Origin of the sequence: Hydrogenophaga sp. 5NK40-0174 (assembly GCF_040372165.1) — a bacterium.
In the GTDB taxonomy this organism is placed as follows: Bacteria; Pseudomonadota; Gammaproteobacteria; order Burkholderiales; family Burkholderiaceae_C; genus Hydrogenophaga.
Genome location: NZ_BAABWG010000003.1, coordinates 31,511 through 55,923 on the forward strand (window position 1 = coordinate 31,511; position 24,413 = coordinate 55,923).

23 protein-coding genes are annotated in these 24,413 nt (G+C 61.4%); 10 read left to right on the forward strand and 13 right to left on the reverse strand.

Annotated features, from left to right (window positions below; all coding sequences use genetic code 11):
• The first annotated feature begins 7 nt into the window (after positions 1 to 7).
• The 7 genes from ABWV89_RS09750 (at position 8) to dgoD (ending at position 7,781) form a co-directional block, all read left to right on the forward strand.
• Positions 8 to 1,054, forward strand: coding sequence for an ABC transporter permease (locus ABWV89_RS09750; RefSeq protein ID WP_502903186.1), 1,047 nt, complete (start codon positions 8 to 10; stop codon positions 1,052 to 1,054).
• A complete protein-coding gene (gene yjfF, locus ABWV89_RS09755; RefSeq protein ID WP_353396109.1) occupies positions 1,051 to 2,091 on the forward strand; it encodes a galactofuranose ABC transporter, permease protein YjfF in 1,041 nt (346 codons plus the stop codon). Before ABWV89_RS09750 ends, yjfF begins: the two co-directional genes overlap by 4 nt.
• Before the next feature lie 36 nt (positions 2,092 to 2,127).
• Entirely contained in the window at positions 2,128 to 3,861 is a 1,734-nt protein-coding gene (locus ABWV89_RS09760; RefSeq protein ID WP_353396110.1) for an IlvD/Edd family dehydratase, read from the forward strand.
• Between the two features lie 64 nt (positions 3,862 to 3,925).
• Positions 3,926 to 4,876, forward strand: coding sequence for a dihydrodipicolinate synthase family protein (locus ABWV89_RS09765; RefSeq protein ID WP_353396111.1), 951 nt, complete (start codon positions 3,926 to 3,928; stop codon positions 4,874 to 4,876).
• 1 nt (position 4,877) lies between these two features.
• Entirely contained in the window at positions 4,878 to 5,930 is a 1,053-nt protein-coding gene (locus ABWV89_RS09770; RefSeq protein ID WP_353396112.1) for a 2-dehydro-3-deoxygalactonokinase, read from the forward strand.
• Positions 5,927 to 6,583 carry a 2-dehydro-3-deoxy-6-phosphogalactonate aldolase gene (locus tag ABWV89_RS09775; protein ID WP_353396114.1) on the forward strand — a complete coding sequence of 219 codons (657 nt, stop codon included), beginning with the start codon at positions 5,927 to 5,929 and terminating at the stop codon, positions 6,581 to 6,583. Before ABWV89_RS09770 ends, ABWV89_RS09775 begins: the two co-directional genes overlap by 4 nt.
• A gap of 49 nt (positions 6,584 to 6,632) precedes the next feature.
• Positions 6,633 to 7,781, forward strand: coding sequence for a galactonate dehydratase (dgoD, locus tag ABWV89_RS09780; RefSeq protein WP_353396115.1), 1,149 nt, complete (start codon positions 6,633 to 6,635; stop codon positions 7,779 to 7,781).
• A 47-nt stretch (positions 7,782 to 7,828) separates the two neighbouring features.
• On the opposite strand, the gene ABWV89_RS09785 is transcribed toward dgoD, so the two are convergent.
• The 7 genes from ABWV89_RS09785 to ABWV89_RS09815 form a co-directional block, all read right to left on the reverse strand.
• Positions 7,829 to 8,743 (reverse strand): phosphoribosylaminoimidazolesuccinocarboxamide synthase, encoded by a 915-nt coding sequence (locus tag ABWV89_RS09785; protein ID WP_353396116.1) that lies wholly within the window; start codon positions 8,741 to 8,743, stop codon positions 7,829 to 7,831.
• Positions 8,744 to 8,787: 44 nt separating this feature from the next.
• Positions 8,788 to 10,047, reverse strand: a complete 1,260-nt coding sequence (locus ABWV89_RS09790; protein ID WP_353396117.1) for a DUF2254 domain-containing protein — start codon at positions 10,045 to 10,047, stop codon at positions 8,788 to 8,790.
• Positions 10,048 to 10,101: 54 nt separating this feature from the next.
• Positions 10,102 to 11,460 (reverse strand): MFS transporter, encoded by a 1,359-nt coding sequence (locus ABWV89_RS09795; protein WP_353396118.1) that lies wholly within the window; start codon positions 11,458 to 11,460, stop codon positions 10,102 to 10,104.
• 154 nt (positions 11,461 to 11,614) lie between these two features.
• Entirely contained in the window at positions 11,615 to 12,679 is a 1,065-nt protein-coding gene (gene fba / locus ABWV89_RS09800; RefSeq protein WP_353396119.1) for a class II fructose-bisphosphate aldolase, read from the reverse strand.
• A gap of 736 nt (positions 12,680 to 13,415) precedes the next feature.
• Positions 13,416 to 14,849 carry a pyruvate kinase gene (gene pyk / locus ABWV89_RS09805; protein ID WP_353396120.1) on the reverse strand — a complete coding sequence of 478 codons (1,434 nt, stop codon included), beginning with the start codon at positions 14,847 to 14,849 and terminating at the stop codon, positions 13,416 to 13,418.
• Between the two features lie 195 nt (positions 14,850 to 15,044).
• Entirely contained in the window at positions 15,045 to 16,592 is a 1,548-nt protein-coding gene (locus ABWV89_RS09810) for a methyl-accepting chemotaxis protein (RefSeq protein WP_353396121.1), read from the reverse strand.
• A gap of 88 nt (positions 16,593 to 16,680) precedes the next feature.
• A complete protein-coding gene (locus ABWV89_RS09815) occupies positions 16,681 to 17,187 on the reverse strand; it encodes a MarR family winged helix-turn-helix transcriptional regulator (RefSeq protein ID WP_353396122.1) in 507 nt (168 codons plus the stop codon).
• Positions 17,188 to 17,295: 108 nt separating this feature from the next.
• Here ABWV89_RS09815 and ABWV89_RS09820 point away from each other — a divergent pair, with 108 nt between their 5' ends.
• Positions 17,296 to 18,333, forward strand: coding sequence for a cupin domain-containing protein (locus ABWV89_RS09820; protein ID WP_353396124.1), 1,038 nt, complete (start codon positions 17,296 to 17,298; stop codon positions 18,331 to 18,333).
• Positions 18,334 to 18,431: 98 nt separating this feature from the next.
• Positions 18,432 to 19,136: a fumarylacetoacetate hydrolase family protein gene (locus tag ABWV89_RS09825; RefSeq protein WP_353396127.1), complete on the forward strand. Its 705-nt coding sequence runs from the start codon at positions 18,432 to 18,434 to the stop codon at positions 19,134 to 19,136.
• A 42-nt stretch (positions 19,137 to 19,178) separates the two neighbouring features.
• On the opposite strand, the gene ABWV89_RS09830 is transcribed toward ABWV89_RS09825, so the two are convergent.
• Positions 19,179 to 19,844 carry a glutathione S-transferase gene (locus ABWV89_RS09830; protein WP_353396129.1) on the reverse strand — a complete coding sequence of 222 codons (666 nt, stop codon included), beginning with the start codon at positions 19,842 to 19,844 and terminating at the stop codon, positions 19,179 to 19,181.
• A gap of 143 nt (positions 19,845 to 19,987) precedes the next feature.
• On the opposite strand from ABWV89_RS09830, the gene ABWV89_RS09835 reads away from it, so the two are divergent.
• Complete coding sequence (locus ABWV89_RS09835) at positions 19,988 to 21,109, forward strand: DUF1266 domain-containing protein (RefSeq protein ID WP_353396131.1); 1,122 nt, start codon at positions 19,988 to 19,990, stop codon at positions 21,107 to 21,109.
• An 85-nt stretch (positions 21,110 to 21,194) separates the two neighbouring features.
• Here the strand turns inward: ABWV89_RS09835 and ABWV89_RS09840 are convergent, their stop codons facing one another.
• The 5 genes from ABWV89_RS09840 to ABWV89_RS09860 form a co-directional block, all read right to left on the reverse strand.
• The gene (locus tag ABWV89_RS09840) at positions 21,195 to 21,587 is read right to left on the reverse strand and encodes a VOC family protein (RefSeq protein ID WP_353396132.1); all 393 of its coding nucleotides are present in this window, start codon (positions 21,585 to 21,587) and stop codon (positions 21,195 to 21,197) included.
• 68 nt (positions 21,588 to 21,655) lie between these two features.
• Positions 21,656 to 22,513 (reverse strand): delta-class carbonic anhydrase, encoded by an 858-nt coding sequence (locus ABWV89_RS09845; protein ID WP_353396134.1) that lies wholly within the window; start codon positions 22,511 to 22,513, stop codon positions 21,656 to 21,658.
• A 106-nt stretch (positions 22,514 to 22,619) separates the two neighbouring features.
• Entirely contained in the window at positions 22,620 to 23,108 is a 489-nt protein-coding gene (locus ABWV89_RS09850; protein WP_353396136.1) for a YcxB family protein, read from the reverse strand.
• A gap of 63 nt (positions 23,109 to 23,171) precedes the next feature.
• On the reverse strand, positions 23,172 to 23,771 hold the full coding sequence (locus tag ABWV89_RS09855; RefSeq protein WP_353396138.1) for a hemerythrin domain-containing protein: 600 nt from the start codon (positions 23,769 to 23,771) through the stop codon (positions 23,172 to 23,174).
• Positions 23,768 to 24,397: a nitroreductase family protein gene (locus tag ABWV89_RS09860; RefSeq protein ID WP_353396141.1), complete on the reverse strand. Its 630-nt coding sequence runs from the start codon at positions 24,395 to 24,397 to the stop codon at positions 23,768 to 23,770. The genes ABWV89_RS09855 and ABWV89_RS09860 overlap by 4 nt, the downstream gene beginning before the upstream one ends.
• Between the last annotated feature and the right edge of the window lie 16 nt (positions 24,398 to 24,413).

A 24,413-nucleotide genomic window follows, 5' to 3' on the forward strand; every position in this document is an offset into this window, starting at 1 on the left:
ACACATCGTGAAGAAGAAAGTCCCTGTGTGGCGTCGTTTGCTTTCGCACCGCTTGAGCTGGCCCCTGACTGCCCTGTGCCTTCTGCTCGTCACCAACGCCGCGTTCAACCCGACGTTCCTGAGCATCGAGTGGCGGGGAGGTCACCTCTACGGCAGTTTGATCGATATCCTCAATCGCGCGGCGCCTCTGATACTGGTGTCTCTTGGCATGACACTGGTGATCGCCATGCGAGGCATCGATGTCTCGGTGGGAGCGGTCGTGGCCATTGCCGCCGCAGTAGGGGCGTGGATGATCGGGGGATCACTAGATGGTGAGACCAGCCGGTTCCCTCTGCCAGTTGCGATAGTCGGCGCACTGGTGGTGGCCATGCTGTGCGGTCTCTGGAACGGGCTTCTGGTGGCCGGGCTGGGCATGCAACCGATCATCGCCACCCTGATCCTGATGGTGGCCGGTCGAGGGATTGCTCAGCTCATCACCGACGGACAGATCATCACCGTCTACTATCCGCCTTTCTTTTTTCTGGGCGGGGGCTACTGGCTAGGCCTTCCGTTTTCACTGTTCGTGGTCGCCGGCATTCTGGCAATGATGAGCTTTGCCCTGTCGCGTACCGCCCTGGGCGTTTTCGTTCAAGCCGTCGGTGTGAACCCGTCAGCGGCCCGCGGCAGCGGCATCCGTGCACGCCAGCTGGTTCTTGGGGCCTACGTGTTTTGTGGCTTTTGCGCTGGCTTGGCAGGCCTGTTGATCAGTTCGAACGTCAAGAGCGCTGATGGCAACAACGCTGGTCTGCTGATGGAGCTCGATGCCATCCTGGCGGTGACTCTCGGCGGGACGGCGCTGACAGGTGGCCGTTTCAGCCTCATGGGCACCGTCATTGGCGCCCTGATCATTCAAACCTTGACCTACGCGATCTATTCCATGGGCGTTCCGCCAGAAATCAACATGGTGGTCAAAGCTGCCGTCGTGTTCGTCGTCATGCTCCTGCAATCGCCTGCCTTTCGCAGCGAGGTCTGGGCTTTGGTCCGACGCCCCAGCTCCGTGGAGGTCGCGCAATGAGCACCGTCACTCAAGCCTTGGAGAATGCCCAGGTCCGCGGCACCGACTCGTCACCTTCGCGCCGTCATCGCTTTGACCTGCGCTTCCTGCCTCTTGCAGCCACCATCGGCCTGTTCCTCTTGATGTCATTGGTTGGCGGCGCACTCTACGACGGCTTTCTATCGCCACAGGTCTTCTTGAACCTGCTAATTGACAACAGCTTCCTGATCATCGTCACCGTCGGCATGACTTTTGTCATCCTCACGGGCGGAATTGATCTCTCTGTCGGGTCGGTCGTGGCCTTGACCACCATGGTCATGGCTACCCTGGTAGAGCACCACCATTGGTCGTTCTGGTCGGCTTTGCCCGTTGTGCTCCTGATGGGTGCGTCGTTCGGAGCGTTCATGGGTTTTCTGATCGAGCGATACCGGTTGCAGCCGTTCATCGTCACGCTCGCAGGCATGTTCCTCGCCCGCGGCCTTTGCTATCTCATCAGTATCGACTCGATCAGCATCTCCGATGAACCGATGGCCGACCTTGCGTTGTGGCGATGGTGGATCACCGAGGATGCCTACCTTTCACTGAGCGCACTGGTTGCTGTCGCGTGTGTGCTGCTGGCCGTCTGGACAGCCCACGGCACGCCGTTCGGACGCACTGTCTATGCCATTGGAGGTAATGAACATTCGGCCCTTTTGATGGGGCTTCCCGTGCGCAGGACCATCGTCGCCGTCTATGCGCTCTCAGGGATGTGCTCCGCCCTCGGGGGGGTGACTTTCGCACTCTACATGCTCTCCGGATATGGACTGCATGCCAGCGGAATGGAGCTCGACGCCATCGCCGCGGTTGTGATCGGAGGCACGCTGCTGACTGGTGGCGTGGGCTATGTCTTTGGCACCCTCTTCGGCGTCCTGATGCTCGGCCTGATTCAGACACTGATTGCATTTGATGGAAGCCTCAGTTCTTGGTGGACACGCATCTTCGTCGGCGTGCTGCTGTTTGTATTTTGCCTGTTGCAACGCTTGCTCACCCGCAAGGCCGATTCATCCCGTGTGGGATGAGCCACTCCGAATGAGACTCCAGGATTCACACCAATCATGACCCAACGAAAACAGAAACTTCGATCTTCCGAATGGTTTGGCACCGCTGACAAGAACGGATTCATGTATCGAAGCTGGATGAAAAACCAAGGCCTGCCCGACCACGTCTTTGACGGCCGGCCGATCATCGGCATCTGCAACACATGGTCAGAACTGACCCCGTGCAACGCCCACTTTCGCAAGCTGGCCGAGCACGTCAAGAAGGGTATTCTGGAAGCAGGAGGATATCCGGTGGAGTTCCCCGTTTTCTCCAATGGAGAATCCAACCTGCGCCCGACGGCCATGCTCACCAGGAACCTGGCTGCAATGGATGTGGAAGAGGCTATCCGTGGCAACCCGATCGACGGCGTCGTGCTGCTGGTCGGATGTGACAAGACCACCCCTGCGCTCTTGATGGGCGCTGCCAGTTGCGACCTTCCCAGCATTGTGGTCACCGGCGGCCCCATGCTCAACGGAAAGCTGGATGGCAGGGACATTGGCTCCGGAACCGCCGTGTGGCGACTGCACGAGGAGTTCAAGGCGGGAGAAATCACTCTCCATCAGTTTCTGGCAGCGGAGGGAGGTATGTCCCGCTCAGCCGGTACATGCAACACGATGGGCACCGCTTCTACCATGGCCTGCATGGCCGAGGCGCTGGGGACATCTCTGCCTCACAACGCAGCCATCCCCGCTGTGGACGCCAGACGCTACGTTCTGGCTCACCTGTCGGGACAGCGCATCGTGTCCATGGTGCATGAAGACCTCACCTTGTCCAAGATCCTGACCCGGGAGGCGTTCGAGAACGCCATCCGCACCAATGCCGCGATCGGCGGATCGACCAATGCTGTCATTCACCTCAAAGCCATCGCCGGGCGCGCCGGCGTTGCCCTGGAGCTTGAGGACTGGACACACATCGGGAAAGGAACCCCCACCCTGGTCGACCTGCAACCATCAGGACGATTCCTGATGGAAGAGTTCTACTACGCGGGCGGACTTCCAGCGGTTCTGAGGCGTCTTGGAGAAGCAGGCTTGCTGCCCCACCCCAACACCCTGACAGTCAATGGCCACAGCCTTTGGGACAACGTCCAGGATGCGCCCATCTACAACGACGAGGTCATTCGGCCATTGGATTCCCCCTTGGTACCTGATGGTGGTATCTGCGTCTTGCGAGGCAACCTCGCTCCGCGCGGCGCCGTCCTCAAACCGTCTGCGGCGTCAGCACACCTCTTACGCCACCGTGGCAAAGCCGTGGTGTTCGAGAACTTTGCCCACTACAAAGAACGTATCGCCGACGAATCGCTCGAAGTCGACGCCAACTCTGTTCTTGTTATGAAAAACTGTGGCCCGCAAGGCTACCCCGGCATGGCCGAAGTCGGCAACATGGGCTTGCCGCCAAAGCTGCTGCGGCAGGGCATCAAGGACATGGTTCGCATCTCGGACGCGCGCATGAGCGGAACGGCCTACGGAACCGTCGTGCTGCACGTCGCGCCGGAGGCGGCGGCCGGTGGCCCTTTGGCAGCTGTGCGGGACGGCGACTGGATTGAGCTGGATTGCGATGAGGGAAGGCTCCACCTCGATATCAGCGAAGAGGAATTGACACATCGCCTGACTGACCTGCCGCTGCGCGAACCTGCCATGAATGGCGGCTATCAACAGCTTTACGTGGATCATGTGCTGCAGGCGGACCAAGGCTGTGACTTCGACTTTCTGGTGGGCTGTCGGGGCGCAGCCGTTCCTTCCCACTCGCACTGAGCATCGACACCTCCACCGATGCAGAACGCCACCACCAACCTCCATCCGAAGCACCGCGATCCACATGCCAACTTCATCCAGTCCTTCAAACTCAGCCACGCCGCCCCGCTACCGGGGCATCTTTCCTGTCGTGCCCACGACCTTCCATCCGGATGGCACGCTTGACCTCGAGAGCCAGAAACGCTGTCTCGACTTCATGATCGATGCGGGTGTTGACGGGCTTTGCATTCTGGCCAACTTCTCAGAACAGTTTTCCTTGTCCGATGACGAGCGCGAACTGCTGACGCACACCTGCCTTGATCACGTGGGCGGCCGTGTCCCCGTGATCGTCACCACGACGCACTATGGCACCCGAGTCTGTGCGGAGCGCAGTCGGCGCGCACAGGAGCTGGGCGCGGCCATGGTCATGATCATGCCCCCCTATCACGGAGCGACGTTCAGGGTGCCGGAAGCCCAGATCCGTGAGTTCTACGCGCGCACCTCTGACGCGATCGACATCCCGATCATGGTGCAAGACGCACCTGCATCCGGCACCAATCTGTCGGCAGCCTTTCTGGCCGACATGGCCAAAACCATTGAGCACCTGTCCTATTTCAAAGTGGAGGTTCTAGGCGCCGCGAGCAAATTGCGCGATCTGATCCGCCTGGGTGGAGACGCCATCGAAGGCCCCTGGGACGGAGAAGAGGCCATTACTTTGCTGGCCGACCTTGACGCGGGCGCAACTGGTGCGATGACGGGCGGAGGCTTTCCTGACGGCATCCGCCCTATCATCGAAGCCCATCGACGAGGCGATCACGAGCAAGCCTTCGAACACTACCAACGATGGCTTCCATTGATCAACCACGAGAACCGGCAGGGAGGCATTCTGACCGCAAAGGCCTTGATGGCTGAAGGCGGCATCATCACCTGCGAGGCGGGCAGGCATCCATTTCCAGCCATGCATCCGGCCGTTCGAGAGGGGTTGATCAGCATCGCGCGGCGGCTCGATCCTATGGTGTTGCGTTGGGCGAAATGACATGGAAACCGCCCGTGCCAGTGGCGACGCGACCGGCCTGATCGGCATCGACTGGGGAACCTCATCGGTCCGCGCTTTCCGTATGGGCCGACAAGCTGAGCTGCTGGACCAACGGCACAGCAAGCACGGAATCATGCATCTGCCCCAGGGCGGTTGCCCGCCTGGGAGGATGCCCCGCGCAACCGCATTTGAGCAGGCCTTTCAGGAGCTTTGTGGTGATTGGATCCAGGAAAGCCCTGGCGCACCCGTCATTGCCAGCGGCATGATCGGGAGCGCACAAGGCTGGCGCCAGGCACCCTATCTGAGGGTGCCCTGTGACCCGAAGTCTCTCGCACGAACACTGACCACCATTGATCGTGGACCCGGAAACACGCCCATTCATGTCATCGGAGGTCTTGAGCAGACCACCCCTCGCGCCAACGTCATGCGGGGAGAGGAAACACAGGTTCTGGGAGTCTTGCGGCGATTCGCACACACCGAAAGGCTGCCGCTCGGCCCGCTGCTCATCGGCTTACCGGGGACCCACTCGAAATGGGTCTGGGTAAGCGAAGAGGGTTGTATCACGCGTTTCGAAACCGTCATGACAGGCGAGGTATTCGGCTTGCTCTGCCGACACAGCCTTCTGGGCCAAACCATGACGCCGCGCGAGGACGCGACATCGCATATGGGCGCCTTCCGACAGGGTCTGTCGACGGCAAGAGATGAAGGCGCCCGTCTCGGTGTGCTCTCTGACATTTTCACCACGCGCGCAATGTCACTGAGCGGCCGGTTGGCGCCGAACGAACAAGCCGACTACCTCTCCGGGGTCTTGATCGGTCACGAAGTGGTTGCCCTTGTCCGCCAGCTAAAACAGGACATGCAGGACATGCAACCTCCTCCTGTTGTGCTGTGCGGCGACAGCCGATTGTGCGAGCGCTATCGCACGGCCTTGATCGACCAAGGCGTCATGCCCGCCGCCGAGTTCACAGACGCCTGTGCTGAGGGCTTGTGGTCCATTGCTGATCAGGCCGCCCTCCTGGCCCCGTCACAGGTGCCGCCGACTGCTTCATCATGACAACACAAGACCAAACCACTGGACCCGCCTCCTGCGCAGTCCGAGAGGCCTTGGCCCGCTGCCCGCTCGTGGCCATCTTGCGCGGCATCCCGCCAGCTGACGCGCTATCGGTGGCGCAAGCTCTGGTGGAAAAAGGGTTCACACTGATCGAGGTCCCCCTCAACTCGCCCGCCCCTCTTCGCAGCATTGAAATCATGCGCCGACACCTGCCGGCCGACATCTGTATTGGCGCAGGCACTGTTCTGAGCCCGGGATCGTGCGCGGATGTGGCCCAGGCTGGCGGGCAATGGGTGGTCATGCCCCACTCCGATGCGGCCGTCATTCAAGCCGCCACGACCCATGGACTCAGTTGTGCAGCGGGAGTTGCCACACCCAGTGAGGCGTTCGCCGCCTTGAATGCAGGCGCCGATATGCTCAAACTGTTTCCGGCAGAGATGTTGCCTCCATCCGTCGTCAAGGCTTGGCGTGCAGTGATACCGGCTTCCGTGCCTCTGCTACCAGTGGGAGGCATCAACCCGCAGAACCTGTCGGACTACATGAATGCCGGTGCGAGCGGCTTCGGCCTCGGTTCCGCCTTGTACCGGGCTGGCGACAACGCAGATATCGTCCGTCAGCGCGCGTCCGCCTTCTTTCAGGCGTGGCGAGATGGTTGAGGAGCATCTCACTGCCCGTCCCCCCATCTCTTGATACCTCAATGACATCATGAAAATCACCCGACTGACGACCTACCTGGTTCCTCCACGTTGGTGCTTCCTCAAAGTGGAGACCGACGTTGGTATCGATGGCTGGGGCGAGCCGGTGCTGGAAGGGCGTGCGCATGCAGTGGCGGCCATGGTCGATGAACTGTCAGACTACTTGGTGGGCAAAGACCCGCGTCACATCGAAGACCATTGGACCGTCATGTTTCGGGGGGGCTTCTACCGAGGCGGAGGCGTGCACATGAGCGCCGTGGCTGGCATCGATCAGGCACTTTGGGACATCAAGGGAAAAGCCTTGGGGGTGCCTGTCAATGAGTTGCTGGGAGGCCCTGTGCGAGACCGCATCCGCGTCTATTCATGGATCGGAGGCGATCGTCCGGCCGACACCGCAACGGCAGCCAAAGCAGCGGTTGAACGCGGCTTCACTGCAGTCAAGATGAACGGCACGGAAGAACTGCAGTTCGTCGACTCTCATGCCAAGGTAGATCGTTGCCTGCAAAACGTCGCGGCGGTCAGGGAAGCCGTTGGGCCCGACGTGGGCATTGGCGTGGACTTTCACGGCCGGGTTCACAAAGCCATGGCGAAAGTGCTGGTCAAGGAGCTCTCAGACTACCGACTCATGTTCATCGAGGAGCCTGTGCTCAGTGAGCACCACGAAGCCCTTCGCGATCTCGCCGGCCTGTCATCCACGCCCATTGCCTTGGGAGAGCGCCTCTTTAGCCGCTGGGATTTCAAGCGCATCCTCAGCCAGGGGTACGTGGATATCATCCAGCCTGATCCCTCCCATGCTGGCGGGATCACAGAGACACGAAAAATTGCCGCCATGGCCGAGGCCTATGATGTGGCGCTGGCCTTGCACTGCCCGCTGGGCCCGGTCGCCCTGGCAGCCAACCTGCAACTCGACGCCATCTGCTACAACGCATTCATTCAGGAACAGAGCCTGGGTATCCACTACAACCAGCGCAACGACCTCCTGGACTACGTCTGCAACCCTTCCGTATTCAAGTACGACGGTGGCATGGTGGGCATCCCGAAAGGACCTGGACTGGGCATTGAGGTCAACGAGGCATACGTCAAAGAGCGAGCAGCCGAAGGTCATCGATGGCGCAATCCGATCTGGCGACATGCAGACGGCAGTTTTGCCGAATGGTAGACGCCCTCCTCGAACCGTTCAGCCCATCCGCTATCCCTGCAGTTACGTCAACCCATGATGCGCTCGAGTGCTTCCTGGTATTTGGCCGAGGTTTTCTCGATCACGTCCTTGGGCAGGCGTGGTGCGGGCGGGGTCTTGTCCCAGGGCTTGCCGTTGACCTTGGCCGTTTCGAGCCAGTCGCGCAGGAACTGCTTGTCGTAGCTGGGCGGATTGCTGCCAACGGCGTACTGGTCGGCCGGCCAGTAGCGGGAAGAGTCGGGCGTGAGCACTTCGTCCATGAGCACCACGTTGCCATCAGCATCCAGGCCGAACTCGAACTTGGTGTCGGCAATGATGATGCCCTTGGTCAGGGCGATCTCGGCCGCAGCCTTGTACAGGGCAATGGAGGTGTCGCGGATCCTGGCTGCCAGCTCGGCGCCGATCATCTCGACCGTGCGCTCGTAGGTGATGTTCTCATCGTGTTCGCCAACCGCAGCTTTGGCTGCCGGAGTGAAGATGGGCTCTGGCAGCTTGGACGCGTTGTCCAGACCTTCGGGCAGGGGCACGCCACAAACCGAACGACTTTCCTGGTATTCCTTCCAGCCGCTGCCGGCCAGATAGCCACGCACCACGGCTTCCACCGGAATGGGCTTGAGGCGCTGCACCAGCATGGAGCGGCCTTCCACCTGCGGCAAGTCCTCGGCGGACACCACGCTTTCGGGGGCATCGCCGGTCAGGTGAATGGGGCAGATGTTCAGGCCTTTGGGCCCGAGCTGGTCGAACCAGAACAGGGAGAGCCGGGTCAGCAGCTTGCCCTTGCCCGGAATGGGCTCGCCCATGATGACGTCGTACGCACTGATGCGGTCGGAGGCCACCATCAGGATGCGATCGTCGCCCACGGCATAGTTGTCGCGGACCTTCCCGCGCGCCATCAGCGGCAGGGATTTGAGGGCAGAGGTATGGACGGATTTTTGTTCAGGCATCCGCCTATTATCGGTCCTGTCGGGCCAAAGCTCGCGCAACAGAATCAGCCGACAGCGGTTTTGTGGGCCTTGCGCACGCGCGCGACGTCATGCGGCAGCGACAAGCCAAGCTCTGCACGCCCCATGGCGACCCGGGCCTGCTCGGCAGCCGCGTCAGACATGCGCAGGTCACTGCACCGCACCAGCGCGCCCAGGTGCTGCTGCAATGCCATGCCCAGCTCCACCAGGCTTGCCCCATCGCGGCTGATGGGGTCGTACCCGGCGCGCACAAACTCGCCCTCGTCCAGACCCACCATGGTCAGATGGTCCAGCGGCTTCACGTCCGGTGGTTCGTCCGCCTCAAAGCCTGGTCTGAGTCGCAACAGCAGGCGGGTGAGCACCGTCAGCACCTGAAACGCCGTGCCCGGATCGTTGACGGCTGGCGAAAGCGCGCGCTGTGCCACCTCGCTGATCACGCCCAGACCAAACATCGGGTCCTGATCAAAGCTGCGGTCGTGCTGGATGACAAACGCATGCTGCACCGTTCGCACGGCATCTTCCGGGCATTCGCCTTCGACCACGGCCAGCACGGTGTCATGCAGGATGAACGCTCCAGGCCGAACCCGCACATGCACGGTGGCACCCGTTTCGCTGGCCAGTTCATTGAGGCTGAGGAGGTTGATATGGGTCAGATATCCCGCCGCATTGATGAACACCCGGGTGCCATCGGGCACTTGCACCGGGGCCATGCGGCAGCCCATGAGCGGCGCGACGTGGTATTCGTCGATCACCTTGCAGGCCGCTCTCTCCAGCTTCTCCAGCGTGCTGGGCAGGCGGCCAAGGTGCGAAAGGGTCTTGACCCATTTGATCAGGGTGAAGATCAGGTACACCAGCACGCCGACCGTGCAGGCAAACAGCACGAAGCGCCCCGAAGCTCCGTAATAGTCCATTCCCAGTGCTGTCTTGGCAATGACGGCATAGATGAAGGCGGCAATGAAGCTGGCAATGGCAATGCGCGTGCTGTCATCGGCCATGACCAGCTCGGTGGCGCGCGGCGACGCGCTGCTCGATGCCGACGCAAAGGCCGAGAGCATGATGCCCAGGGAGAAGGTCGTCACCGACAACATGCTTGAGGCAATGACGGTCAGCAGGGAATCAATCGTCTCGATCCTGATGTCGGGTACCAGGTCATGGTCGAGCCAGTTGTTGACCAGCGCAGCGGCCAAGGCCAACAGCACCGCCAACGCACTGGCTGCGGCAGGGGTGGTCCAGATGAGGTTGCGTGGGTCCCTCAGCCAGAGGCTCAGCCGGTAAAGAATGGACATCGCGTTAGGTTAGGGTTCTTCGTGTTCGATCAAGGTCAGGTAGCGATGAGGCTTTCACGCCTGCGCATCCGGCAATCGCCAGGCGATGAAGGCACCCGCGGCGGCCATGGCACTGAGCAACAGGATACCGGCCATCGCGCTGAAACCAATGACCACACTGACGCCAGCACCAATGACCAGCAAGGCGACGCCGATCAAGGTGTTGCTCACCGCGACATAGTCGGTTCGGTTGTCCTTGCCGGCCATGTCCACCAATTGCGTCTTGCGCCCGATGCGCACGCCCGCGTGGGCGACGCCGAGAATGAACATCACCACCGCATAAAAGGCCATGTGCTCGGTGGCCTGCGGCCAGGCGGTTTGCGCCAACCAGACCAGCACACCCAGCACGGCTGCAATGAGCGCGCCTGCCGCCATGGTCAAACGGCTGGAGGCATCGGACCACACGCCCCAGAAGGAAGAACTCAGCGTTCCGGCCAGACCAGAGGCGACCATCAAGCCGCCCAGCGTCGCCAGGGATTCGCCGGTGGACGACTGGGCCATGCCCACGTACACCGGCCCGACCAGCGCCGTCGAAATCATCAGACCACGGGCCAGCAAAAACCATTGCAGAGGACGCTCGCGCAGCAGCAGTTGCATCTGCGACTTCACCAGATCCCCCAAGCCGCGTCCACCGTCGGTGGCGCCCGGGTGCTCGCGGATGCCCCAGTACACCAGGGCAGCCAGCACCCAGCACAGACCTGCGCCCAGAATCATGCCGCCCAGCCAACTGTCGGATTGTTTGACGGACGGTTGCAGCAACAAAAGCAAACCCACTGCGCCGCCGACCAGACCGGACGCCGTGGCCGCATAGCCAGAGACGCGCCCGCGCCGGCCCTTGGATACCGTTTTGCCCAAGGTGTCTTTGGCCGCAATGGACGCCACGCCGCGGGACAAGCTGAAGATGGCCAACAGCGCCAACATGGCCCAGCCGGCAACCGCGCCGTCCAGCACACCGCTCCATGCCAGCGCGCCCATGAGCAGCACGCACAAGCCCTCCACCAGACTGGCCACAGCCCAGAAGCCCTTGCGCACTTCAAAGTGGCGAATCCAGCCGCCCACCAGCATTTGCGGCAGCAGAGAGAGCGACTCGCGGATGGGCACCAGCATGCCGACCAGATAGCCAGGCGCCCCCACCACACCGAGCAGCCAGGGCAGCACGATCTTGGCATCAGCCAGCACGTCCCCGGTTTTGCTCAGCGCCTGGCTGAGCACTTGCCGCAAGAAGCTGTCGGGCTGTTCGCTGCACTGGCTGTCAGGGATGTCGCGACACAGGCGAGCCTCATCTTCTGCGGTCAGCAATTCGTAGAGGTCTTCCTTCCAATCTTCAGTGGAGATGGATGTGGGCGTGGACTTGTTTGAGGCAGTCTCGGGCATGCTCGAACTCTAACGGCATGTGCAGCGATCTTGTGTAGGAAGACGCCGCACATTGGCCGCCGAGGGCGAAAAAAAGCCCGCCTTGTGGGCGGGCTTCCAGCCCGGAGGGTCGATCGCTGACCCTTCAGGCGTTACACGATGAGGCTTGGTGGGCTCAGACGACCTTCTGGGCCAATTCACCAGCGGCGTATTTCTGGGCCATCTGGTCCAGGCTGACGCCTTTGATCTTGCTGGCCTGGCCTTCGCAGCCGAATTCCTGGTAGCGCTGCTTGCAGATGGCCTTGGCCGCTTCACGGGCCGGCTTCATCCACTCGCGCATGTCGAACTTCTCAGGATTTTCGACCTGGAACTTGCGCACCGCGCCGGTCATGGCCATGCGGATGTCAGTGTCGATGTTGATCTTGCGAACGCCGTGCTTGATGGCTTCCTGGATTTCAGCCACGGGCACGCCGTAGGTCTGCTTCATCTTGCCGCCGTACTCATTGATGATGGCGAGCAGGTCTTGCGGCACCGAAGAAGAGCCGTGCATCACCAGGTGGGTGTTGGGGATGCGGGCGTGGATTTCCTTGACGCGGGAAATGGCCAGCACGTCGCCGGTGGGTGGGCGAGTGAACTTGTAGGCGCCGTGGCTGGTGCCGATGGCAATGGCCAAAGCGTCAAGCTGGGTGGCTTTGACGAACTGGGCGGCTTCTTCCGGGTCGGTCAGCATCTGGCTGTGGTCCAGCTTGCCGACAGCGCCCACGCCGTCTTCCTCACCGGCTTCACCGGTTTCCAAAGAGCCCAGGCAGCCGAGCTCGCCTTCCACGGTGGCGCCAATCTTGTGGGCCATGGCCACGACTTGCTGGGTCACGCTCACGTTGTAGTCGAAGTTGGACGGGGTCTTGCCGTCTTCCTTGAGCGAGCCGTCCATCATGACGGAACCAAAGCCCAGGTCCAGCGCGCCTTGGCAGATGGCCGGGCTGGTGCCGTGGTCCTGGTGCATGACCAGTGGGATATTGGGGTAGGCCTCGCAAGCGGCCTGGATCAGGTGCTTGATGAAGCTCTCGCCAGCGTACTTGCGCGCGCCAGCGCTGGCCTGCAGGATGACCGGCGCACCGACCTCGTCCGAAGCGGCCATCACGGCCTGGACCTGTTCGAGGTTGTTGACGTTGAATGCCGGGATGCCATAGCCGTTTTCAGCGGCATGGTCGAGCAGTTCGCGCATGGAGACGAGTGGCATGGATTTCCCCTATCAAAACAAGTTGGTAACCGATTGGTAACTCGGGGGATTCTAACGCGGATGCGGGTTTCCACTTAGGGACCATGGGTCTCGAATCCAACTCGTTGGTGGGTTTTGGCGCTCGAATGAGGTACTTTGCCTTTGAGAACCGGTCTTTTTCGGTTTTTCTTCTTTTTCTTTCCCCCCCTATCCCCCCCGCCCCTTTCCACCCCCGCCGGGGCGGAAAGGGGAGCCTTTAAACATTCGGCTTCTGCGAATTGGACGGGTGGCTACTGGCGGAAGGTTTCCACTGCTTCTGGCTCACCACAGTTTCTCCACCGCTGCCGTAGAGACTTCGCCTGCCCTTGGTGCACCCACGGCAGTCAACCAGCATTGCCGCTGCGCGGCTCGCCGGTTGCCTGCGGGCGAGACATTGCAGGCCAACGAGATTGGCAACGCATGAGGCAAGCGCCCACCGGACAAGCCGCGAAGCGGCAACGTCAGCTGGGCGCCGTGGGAGCGAACACCAAAGCCGAGGCTCCTACGACAGCTTCGGAGAAATGCATGTACCCCAAACCACGGTGGCGACGCATCGAGCCGTAGAAGCCGAGTCGGCGACCAGAAGCCAGATGAGAGCTCCCCCTTTCCGCCCGGCGGGGTGGAAAGGGGGTTGGGGGGATAGGGGGGGGAAGAAAAGAAAGAGCGAAAGAAGAACAGCTCGCCGGAGGCAAAAAGCTCCCTACCGCGAGGTGCCTCGTCAGGCGGCGCGACAAATCTTCAAAGTATTCGTCCCACCAGCCGTCCCCATCGGCTCACCCACAGTAATCGCGTACACATCCCCACTCTCCACCACGCCGCGCGACTTCAGGTCGGCTTCGGCCTGGGCCAGGGCGGTGTCGCGGTCGGCGCTGGTGTCCATCAGCAAAGGGCGCACGTTGCGATACAAGGTCATGCGGCGCTGGGACGTCTGGCGCGAGGTCACGGCAAAGATCGGCATGCGCACGTTGTGACGGCTCATCCACAAAGCCGTAGAGCCAGATTCGGTCAAGGCCACGATGGCTTTGGCGCGCAAATGGTGGGCGGTGAACAGTGCGCCCATGGCAATGGCGTGGTCGATGCGCTTGAAGGTCTGGCCGATGAAGTCGTCTTCCAGCGGGTCATATTCGGTCTTTTCCGCTTCCTCGCAGATGGCGGCCATCTGTTGCACGGTTTCCAGCGGGTATTTGCCGGCGGCGGTTTCGGCGCTGAGCATCACAGCGTCGGTGCCATCGAGCACGGCGTTGGCCACGTCGGACACCTCGGCGCGGGTGGGTACCGGGTTGGTGATCATGGACTCCATCATCTGGGTGGCGGTGATCACCACTTTGTCCATCTGGCGGGCCAGTTTGATCATGTGCTTTTGCAGGCCTGGCACGGCCGCGTTGCCCACTTCCACGGCCAGGTCACCGCGGGCGACCATGATGCCGTCCGAGACTTGCAAAATGTTGGCCAGCTCGGGAATGGCTTCGGCGCGCTCGATCTTGGCGATCAAACCCGGCTTGTGCTTGTAAGGGGCCGCAGCCATGTTGCACAGCTGGCGGGCCAGTTCCATGTCGGTGGCGCCCTTGGGGAAGCTCACGGCCACGTAGTCGGCTTGCAGGCTCATGGCGGTCTTGATGTCCTCCATGTCCTTGGGCGTGAGCGCGGGTGCGGAAAGGCCGCCACCTTGCTTGTTGATGCCCTTGTTGTTGGACAGCTCGCCGCCCAGCCGGACCGTGGTGTGCACAGCGCCGCCGATGACGTTGGTGACGTCCATGACGATCAAGCCGTCGTTGAGCAACAGCACGTCGCCCGCCTTCACGTCGCGTGGCAGTTCTTTGTAGTCCAGGCCCACGCCTTCGATGTCACCCGGCTCGGTACGGTCGGCATCGAGCACGAAGGGCATGCCCTCTTCCAGCATGACCTTGCCCTCGGCGAACTTGCCGACGCGGATCTTGGGGCCTTGCAGGTCGGCCATGATGCCCACTTCCTTGCCCACGCGCTGTGCGGTACTGCGAACCAGTTCGGCGCGGTCAATGTGATCCTGGGCCGTGCCATGCGAGAAGTTCAGGCGAACCACGTTCACGCCCGCGCGAATCATGGCTTCGAGTTTGGCAGGGTCGCTGGAAGCCGGGCCGAGTGTGGCAACGATCTTGGTGGCGCGCTGGGGCATGATGGGCTTGTCTCCTGATCCTTTGATGGTTCTGCGCTGCATTATGGGTGCAAGGCGTTACATCGTGGTTACAGACCTGTTTCATGCCACCCTCGCCGGCACTGTCGCCGCTGAAAGACACATCCATGCAAAAGCCCCGGGATGGCCGGGGCTTGCGGGGCTTGCAGGGCAGGCGCCGGTCAGACGAAGTGTGGGTCAGTCGATGCGGAACCTCTGCACGGCCCTGACCAGCTGACCCGCCTGCTCGCGCATGGCGTTGGCAGCGGCAGCAGCCTCTTCCACCAGGGCCGAATTCTGCTGCGTCGAATTGTCGATTTCGCTGATGGACTGACCCACGCCATCGATCCCCGAACGCTGGTCGTTGGCGGACCGACTGATTTCACCGATCAGCGCGCTGACCTGGTTGACCGACTGCACGAGCTCGGTCATGGTTGCGCCCGCTGCGGCGACCTGCTCGCCCCCTTCGCGCACTTTGTCCGACGAGTCTGCGATCAGCGACTTGATCTCCTTGGCAGCTGATGCAGAGCGTTGTGCCAGGCTGCGCACCTCGCCCGCCACCACGGCGAAGCCCCTGCCCTGCTCGCCCGCGCGCGCGGCTTCCACCGCCGCGTTGAGCGCCAGGATATTGGTCTGGAACGAGATGCCGTCGATCACGCTGGTGATCTCCTCAATGCGGCGGGATGACTGCTCGATCATGCCCATCGTGGCCACGACCCGGCCCACGGCTTCGCCACCCCGCTCGGCCACCTGAGAAGCACTGGATGCCAGGCGAGTGGCTTCACCCGCGTTGTCGGACGTGTGGCGCACGGCGTCGGTCAGTTGTGCCATGGTGTTGGTGGTCTGCTGCAGGTGCCCTGCCTGGCGCTCTGTCCGCTCAGACAGGTCGTTGTTGCCTTGCGCGATCTCGGCAGACGCCACACCCAGCTGGTCGGTGCTCTTGCGAACATGGCGAACCACGCCGCCCAGGCTCTCTGCCATGCGGTCCATGGCGTTCATCAGCTGGCCGAACTCATCTTGTGCACGGGTCTTGCAGCGGACGGTCAGGTCACCTTCGGCCACCTTTTCGGCCGTGGCCACGGCCCGTGCCATCGCGCTGCGGATATGTCGAACCACCATGGTGATCAGCAGCCCGGCGAGAACCAGGCACGCGGCCACTACACCCGTGCCGAGCACGAAGCGTTGCCATTGCCGCTCTTGCTGGCGAGCAATGCTCTCGCGCAGCTTGCGCTGCTGTACCTCGCCAAGCCTGTCGATGGCAGCGTGGTAGGCCGTCACTGGGGGCATGAATGCCTCCTCAAACAGGCGAACCGCCGTACCGTTGTCGTTGTTGGCCCGCGCCTTCTCAATGCCTCCCAAGGCCTTGAGGATGTCGCCTGAGAGTTTGTCCACTTCGGCAATGATGGCCTTCTCTTCCGGAATGGTCGCCCATTGGCGAATCGAGTCGAGATAGGTCTGGATTTTTTCTACGCGCGGCCCGATCTCCGGGCCAAACATCATGGCAACGGCCGGGTCTGTGCTTCGGTTGAGTGCCATGATCCGCACCGTCGTACCGGTGGCATGCAGCTGCCATGCCGCCACCTCGTGGGCACGGTCGTATTCGATGCCCGCAATGTTGTCGAGCATGGTGCTGGCGCGGGATTGCTGCACATAGCCGAACACCAGCGCCGACACCGCCAGCATACCCACCAGGGCGAAAGTGAAATAGAGGCGTTTGACGACAGAAAGATTGGTCCAGATTGACATGTTGAGAAGCTCCAGGGTGCGCTGACCGCACAAGCGGGCGCGTCTCCGTTGTCTTCGACACCAATGACCGGACCTTGAGAAGAGAAAGCTACAGACCTTCGGTCGAGCCTGTCGCGCCGGTCGGGGCACGACTCATGTCGTTGTTCGAGGTGACCAGCTTGTTGAGCAGGTGCACGAAGTCCTTCTGCTGGCGAGGGGTAAGCGGGGCGAGGATTTGATGCTGCGCTTTTTGCATGGCAGGCACCACTGAAGCGAGCAGCACCTCCCCTTCAGCCGTGAGCGTCAGCACCCGCGCACGCCGATCCTCTCTAGAGGTGGCACGCTTGAGCCAGCCCCGGGAGGCCATGCGGTCCACGACACCGCCCGTGGTCGACGCGTCCAGCGCAATGGCCCGGGCAAGCGTTCGTTGGTCGATGCCCGGCTGATTGCACACCACTTGCAAGACCCCGAACTGCACTGGTGTCAAACCGGTTTCAGCGGCCTCCGCCAGAAATATGCCGACCGATATCTGGTGCAGGCGCCGAATCAGATGCCCGGGAATGTCATTGATATCGATGGCGACAGGCGCTTTGGCGGAAGGGGCTGGCTTGGGCATCTCGGAAACTCGGGAAATCACGCTTGACCGATGGTATCAGCGCCCATATGCTAAGCATACTTAGTAATTAGCACCTTGCCCTGCAAGACCATCCCCTTCGAGACACGCATGAGCCAAGACCTCGGTCGCCTGGAAGACCTGCCACAGGACTACCGCGACAAACTGACCGACCTGAATCTGGTGCCCTTGTGGCCCAGCCTGCGGGCTGTGCTGCCGCCAGGCGTGCCTGCCCGTGCCACGCAGGCGATCCACTGGGCCTACAGCACGCTCAAGCCTTTGCTGCTGCAAGCGGGCGAACTCACCCCCATTGAGAAAGCCGAGCGGCGCGTGCTGGTGCTGGCCAACCCTGGCCATGGCCTGGAAAACATGAAAGCCAGCCCTGCCATTTACCTGGGCATGCAGTTGCTGATGCCTGGTGAGTGGGCGCCCAGCCACAAGCACACTCCCAACGCCGTGCGCATGATCGTGGAGGGCGAAGGCGCCTACACCACAGTGGATGGCGAGAAGTGCCCCATGAGCCGGGGCGACCTCATCCTCACGCCCACCGGCTTGTGGCACGAGCACGGCCATGACGGCACCGACCCGGTGGTCTGGCTGGATGTGCTGGACCTGCCGCTGGTGTACTACATGGAAGCCAGCTACCACATCAATGGTGCGCGCCAGGAGGTCAAGCCAGGCAACGGCGAACGCGCCTGGAGCCGGCCCGGTGTGGTGCCGACCCAAGTGTTCGGGCGTCATGACAAGCGCTACCCCATGCTGCGCTATCCGTGGGCGGCCACCCGCTCCGCGCTGGAAGAACTGGCGGCAGACGACCCGGCGCTGGAGTGCGTGCAGGTCACCTACATCAACCCGGAAACGGGCGAAGACGCTGAAAACATTCTGGGCTTCTACGCCTTGATGCTGCGCCCTGGACAATCATTGAACCTGCCGGCCCGGTCGCCGTCGCAAGTGTTCCACCTGATCGAAGGTGGGGTCGACGTAAGCACCTGTGGCAAGACATTTGCCTTGGTGGAAGCCGACACCTGTTGCGCACCGGGCTATGAAACGGTGACACTGAAGAACCGGTCGGCGGACAGCGCCGCCTTCGTCTTCATTGCCGATGAATCTCCTCTGCACCGAAAGCTGGGGGTATACGAGGTGCGCTGAAGCATCTTTTGTGCACCCCGACGGCACTGCCCGATTCCACCGCCTTCTTTCCATTCAAACCATCAGCCCAAGCGCTGAGCCAACCCACCTCTTCATCCATGAGCAACTACCTGTTTCCTCCCCCGGCCGTCGCTGCCCTGCCCATTCGCGGCCAGTCCGAACTGTTCCCGGTGAACCGTCTGTTTTTTGTCGGCCGCAACTACCATGCGCACGCTGTGGAAATGGTGGGCAAGGAAGTCGACAAAGCCAATGAGCGCGCCTTCTACTTCACCAAAGCGCCCAGCAGCCTGACGCTCTCTGGCGCGACCATTCCCTACCCACCCGAGACACAGAACTACCACTACGAAATGGAGTTGGTGGTGGTGCTGGGCAAGGGTGGTTTCCGCGTGAGCCAGGAACAAGCCGACGACTTGATCTACGGCTATGCCTGCGGTCTGGACATGACACGCCGTGACCTGCAACTGGTGGCCCGCGAAAAAGGCCGCCCCTGGGATCTGGGCAAGGACATCGAAGACGGCTCCATCTGCAGTGAAATCGTGCCCATGCCTGGCAAGGTGATCGAGTCCGGCAAGATTGCACTGACGGTCAATGGTGAAACGCGCCAAAACTCCGACGTGAACAAGCTGATCTGGAACATCCGCGAGATCATTGCCGACCTCTCGCTGTACTACCACCTGCAGCCAGGCGACATCATCTACACCGGCACGCCTGAAGGTGTGGGCCCGGTCAAAGCGGGCGACGTGCTGTCTGGCGAAGTGGAAGGCGTGGGCACCGTGGCACTGACCATCGGCCAGCCAGAATAACTCCCCCGCGTTCTTTCGCTCAGCGGGAGCGATGGCTCCACATCACGAGCCGCCCCACACCACGGGCGGCTCGTCAGCTTTCCAGGGTGCAAATTTCTCCATCACGCCAGTGAAGTCCGGATGCGCCAACCAGCGATCGAGCCAGGCGCGCACGCGGCGCCATTCTGAAGCGGCGAACCATTCCGCATCCACCGCGGCAAACTGCCTGATGAAGGGCATGAGCGTCACATCTGCCAAGCCCGGCGTTGCTCCTGCCAGAAAGGCCTGCATGGACAAACACTCTTCCATCGGGGCGATGAGCACATCAACACCCGCCGCACGGTGTTCTGACTGAGACACCTGCGGGTGTCGCTCGGGATATTTGTAGGCGTCCAGCGCCTTCTTGAAGGGCCCATCGTTGATGGCAATCCATTGCTGCTGTGCCGAATGATCAGCGTGCGCCATCCAGCCGTCAGGGTCGTTCTGCGCCAAAGCCCAGCGCATCACGTCCAGGCTTTCATCGATCACACGCCCGTCGGGCAACACCAGCACCGGCACCGTGCCCTTGGGAGATGCCGCGAGCATTTCTGAGGGTTTGCTTCGAAGGACCACCTCGCGCAACTCAAGCCGCGCACCCGACTTGCGCAAGGCCATGCGCGCCCGAATGGCATAAGGGCAGCGGCGAAAGCTGTAAAGAATGGGCAAGCCCATGATGTTGGTTTCGGTCATCGCAGGTACAAGCTTATCGCGTTCGACCGCCAGACCCTTGATGTGTTTTTTTCATCTGCGAAAGCGCCTTCAGCAAACGCCCTGTTAAGCTGCCCGAACCCGCTTTCCGTTCGACATTTCCAACGATTTCTGCCCACCACAACATGCTGCAAAACCACCCTGGCGAAGCTTCATTCCCAGTCAAACCGGATTGGAATGCGAAGGTCACGCTGCGACTGACCGACCGTGAACGCGTCGCCGCACACGGAATGCTGACCCTGGCCATCATCACACTGGGCCTGGCCGGCATTGGCGGTGGTGTGGTCTCGGACCTCACCGAGCCGTTCCCAGCTGGTTGGTGGTTTGTCGGCATTTGCGCGATGCTGGGCGCGGTTTGCTTGTCTGTGATGATCTTCTTGCTCTCACGAGCGGCGACGCGACGCGTGAAAGAACAGCAGCGCTACTGCGCAACCGCCGGTATCTCCTTGCCGTACCCAGAGCTGTACCGGCAGGCATTGCAGCTCGATGGTGTCAACGCTGTCGGCAACTGGAGCGAGACCCTGGAAAACTGGCCGTGCGAGCGTCGCGCCAAAACCCAAAGAATGCCCACATTCGTCTCGTTTTCACTGCTGACAGTCGATGAACAAAAATCGAGCCTTGATGCCGATTGGGGCATCCTCACCAGAGCCGACTACTTGCGCATGGTCGAAGCTCTCAAGCAAGGCTTGCACACACGCGAATTTGTGAGAGATGCCGTTGGCCCTCAACGTGACGCGCTCTTCGACCGCCTCTCCGCGCTGACGGGCATTCCATCCTCAGAGATCGCATCGCTGCTGTCTTCTTCAGCCACGGGCGGGCCCAACGCCATTCCAGCGCTGATTTGGGCATGGGATTGGTGGCGCATCTTTCCGATGACACGGGGTGCCTACATCGCAGACCTCATCACGGAAGATGAAGCATGGGCCACCTTGCTGCAAGTCAGCGAGTGGATTCACGCCCTGTTTGGAGACTTGGCAAGCTACCACCGCAATCTGCGCATCGGCCACGCCTACTGGTCCAACAACTTTGCCGACGTTCAAGCCCGCATGAAAACACTGGAAGCCTTCGAGGCCAATGCCAATGGCTTGTCCATTGTTGGCGTTCCTTGGACTTCACGCCCTTCCTCGGTCCTGCCGGACCACGTCACGGGCGGCTGGATGCGACTACTCGAAATGGACGACGCCGCAGCGTTCGACAATGACGACGAAGACAGCGACCTGGATGCCGATGACAGGGTTTTGAACTGAAACCTCGCACAGGCGAAGCAGCCTTGCTTGTCAATTCAACGCATTGACCATCACCTCTGCCCGGCAACGTGCCGCCGCAGCAGCATCACTCTGCGCGATGGCACGCCACGCATAGCTTGTTGCCGTCGGGGTCTCTGAAGTACGCGCCGTAGTAGTGGGCGTGATAGTGCGGGCGCAAGCCCGGCTCGCCTTCGCTCACACCGCCATGGGCCATGGCCAAGGCATGGGCTTGGTCGACCTGAGAGCGGGTGGCCGCCTGAAACGCCACCATGTGCCCGTTGCCTGGCTGATGCGGCGCCCCGTTGAATGGCTTGCCCACGATGAACAGCGGGCGCGGGTCGGGCGAAGACTCCCAGCCGATCCACGGGACATCGTCTTCCTGAAACCGCAGGCGCACACCCAGCAGGTCCATCAAAGGTGTGTAGAACGCCAGCGCACGCGGAAAGTCGGATACCCCGACCATGACATGAGAGAACATGGGTTCACCTTTCGCCTTGGTTGCACTTGGGCGGAGGCAAGCCTCCACCCAAGCCGCCATTCAGACCGTCAATGAATGTCTGAGAGCAAAGCAGGATTCTTCACCAGATTGCGAACGCCGTGCGCGTGGTCTTCCTTGAAGACATTGCCTTTGCACCATTGGCCGACCGACGCGATGTTGACCTTTTTCACCTTGGGCCGAACGCTCCAGCTCACCTGGAGAGGTGAGCCCACTTCGTTGTATGACGGACCAGTAGTGGAGCCGGCATATTGGACCGGTTTGCCGGTGTCGCCGGGAATGGCCAGCGCTTGCTGCATACCGTCTTTTTCACCCAGCTTGGTGAGGTCAGCAAAATCTGCTGCCTTGTCGTCGTTGACCAGCACAAACACCTGGGCCTCGACTCGAAGTTGCGGGTTCTTCAGCGACTCGCTCAGGCAGGCACCCAGTGTCGGACCGGGTTTGATCTGAGCGGTGGAGTGCACGTAGTGAACCTCGATGGTGTCACCCGGCACGAGCGCGCCGTGGTCGCTGGGGCAGATCTCATCTTTCACGGGTGCCAGCTCGGCCTTGGTGAGCGTGCCTGTGTACTGGTAGCCACTCTGGTACCCCTTGCCATCACCATTGCCGGCATAGCGGGTGAACTCGCCACCCTTGTGCTCTGCGTTTTTGTGAAAGTGGATGTTGCACAGATTCATTTGCTCGTAAGCAGGTGCGGCATTGAAGGCGATGTTGTTGTCGCCATCCACTGCGTCGATGTCGCGTGGCGATTGTGGGCCAAAACCCTGATCTATCGTGTTCTTGGCCAACGCCTGGCGCTGCTGCTTGACAACAGCGTCATCCACGTGCCCGTGGGCATTGCCCTTGGCAAAGGCGGTGAGCGAAAGGGAAGCAGCTGCGGCTGCGACGAGGCATCGGCCCAAAGTCATCTGGTTGGCTCCTGTAACGATTGAAGGAGCCAACAAGTCTAGTCACATTGATAAAACCATAGGCCTAATGCCGGCTTTCTGGCGCAAGGCTGTCACACACAAAGTCTTACTTTGCCGGACCCAGGCGGTCTTGCAAGGCCGCTCGAAAGCCTGCCACATCCAGGCCTTGCGAGGCAACGGACTTCGGAACGATGTGAAACAGGCGCGGCATCATGTAGATCAAGATGAAGGCTTCGCCTTCCCGCCATTTGAGCATCTTCTCCCAGGGCACCAGGCCACTGGCATCCACTGAGGCCACTTGCATGCCTTCGGGCACAAAGCCCAGCGAAAACTCGTCATGAATGGCTTTGTACTTGCGATAGGCTCTGCGCGCCTGCCAGGGAATGAGCACCCACCGCCCCAACACAATCATCAGCACGGTGCCGATGAATGCTCCCCAGAACACCGGCTGCACGCTGGCGGGCGCCATGACGGCGATGACCGCAATGATCAGCAGACAGGCCACCGTGCCGACGACGCGCAACGGTGTCAGCCGTGCATGCAGACGCATGGCCTGAACATAGTCTTCTTCACTGATGGTGTAGCGGGCGGTCATGCTGGGCGAATGCGGAAGATCAGGTCAGGTAAAAGCCACATTGTGCCCGCTCACGGCCGGGCCTCAGATCGCCAACGGTTTGACACCTCTTCGCACCATCATGTCTTCGCTCATCGCCGCCAGCGACTCATCACGTATGCATCGCTTGGCCGCCGGATAGACGGTGCCGTCTTCGTCGATCAGGTGGCGCCGGTACAGCGCATCGTAGGCATCGAAGGCCACAGACTCATCGTCGCTGAAGCCTGGCCAATCACTGTCAACTCGTGCACAGACCAAACGGTCCAGTGCAGAGCGAACGTCCTTCCATTGTTCGGCCATTTCGCGATGATCTTGCTTGAGGCGAATCACCACCGCCACCACGGCAGGATCGCGCTGGGCCAGCAGCGCAGGGAAGACGTGCAACTCTTCGTCCTCGTGGTGCAAGGGACCTGCCTGATCGAAGTAGCGCATGATGTCGCGCGCCGCCTGTTGACCTTGCTCGTCCGTCCCGTGCGCCAACACATGCGCCCGCAACTTCTGCAGCAGACCGAGCATGCGCTCCACGCGCTCGTGGCACGCTTCCAGCATGTCGAATGGGGCTTCAAAACCCGCGCCGGGCGCGCGGTGCCCAGGCAATGAGATGGACACTCTTGTGCCAGGTGTGGTGCTGTCTGATGAACTCATGCTTGTGGTTTCTCCAGATCCTCTCCGAGACGAGAGACGTAGTCGGAAACAGACGGCCGCAATTTGCCTGGGCGGCTCTTCTCGACTGATCCAACGCTCACAAAACACAGCGCCTGCTCGCTCGGACGCAATTGAAAGAAGCGGTGCATGGCAGAGGTGCCTATCCCCTTGCCGGTGGTGACGGCCGATCCATAACCCAAAGCAGTGGAGGCAAGCAACATGTTCTGGACCGCACACGCAGCAGAAAATATGCGCTCGGCCAACGGAACGTCTGGCGCCTCGCCCTTGCATTCGTCAACGGCCACCAGCATCAGAACCGGGCCACGGGTGGCTTTGTCACGCGCCTTGTCCTGATCGACGACTGAAGCATCCGCATCGCGCTCAAGCAGTGCGTCGACAAACGCCTGCCCCAAGGCTCCCCGTTGTTCATCGGGCACCAGAATGAAACGCCAGGGCAGGAGTTGCTGGTGGTCGGGCGCGTGGGCGGCAGCCGCCAGAATGCGCTGAAGTTCGGCCTGACCAGGGCCTGGTGGCATCAGGCGTTTGGGCAGGATGGTCCGCCGGGCAGCCAACAGCTCTTCAACGAGCGTAGCCACGTCCTGGTGGGTCGGGTTTGTCTGGTCCATGAGGCAGTCTACTCTG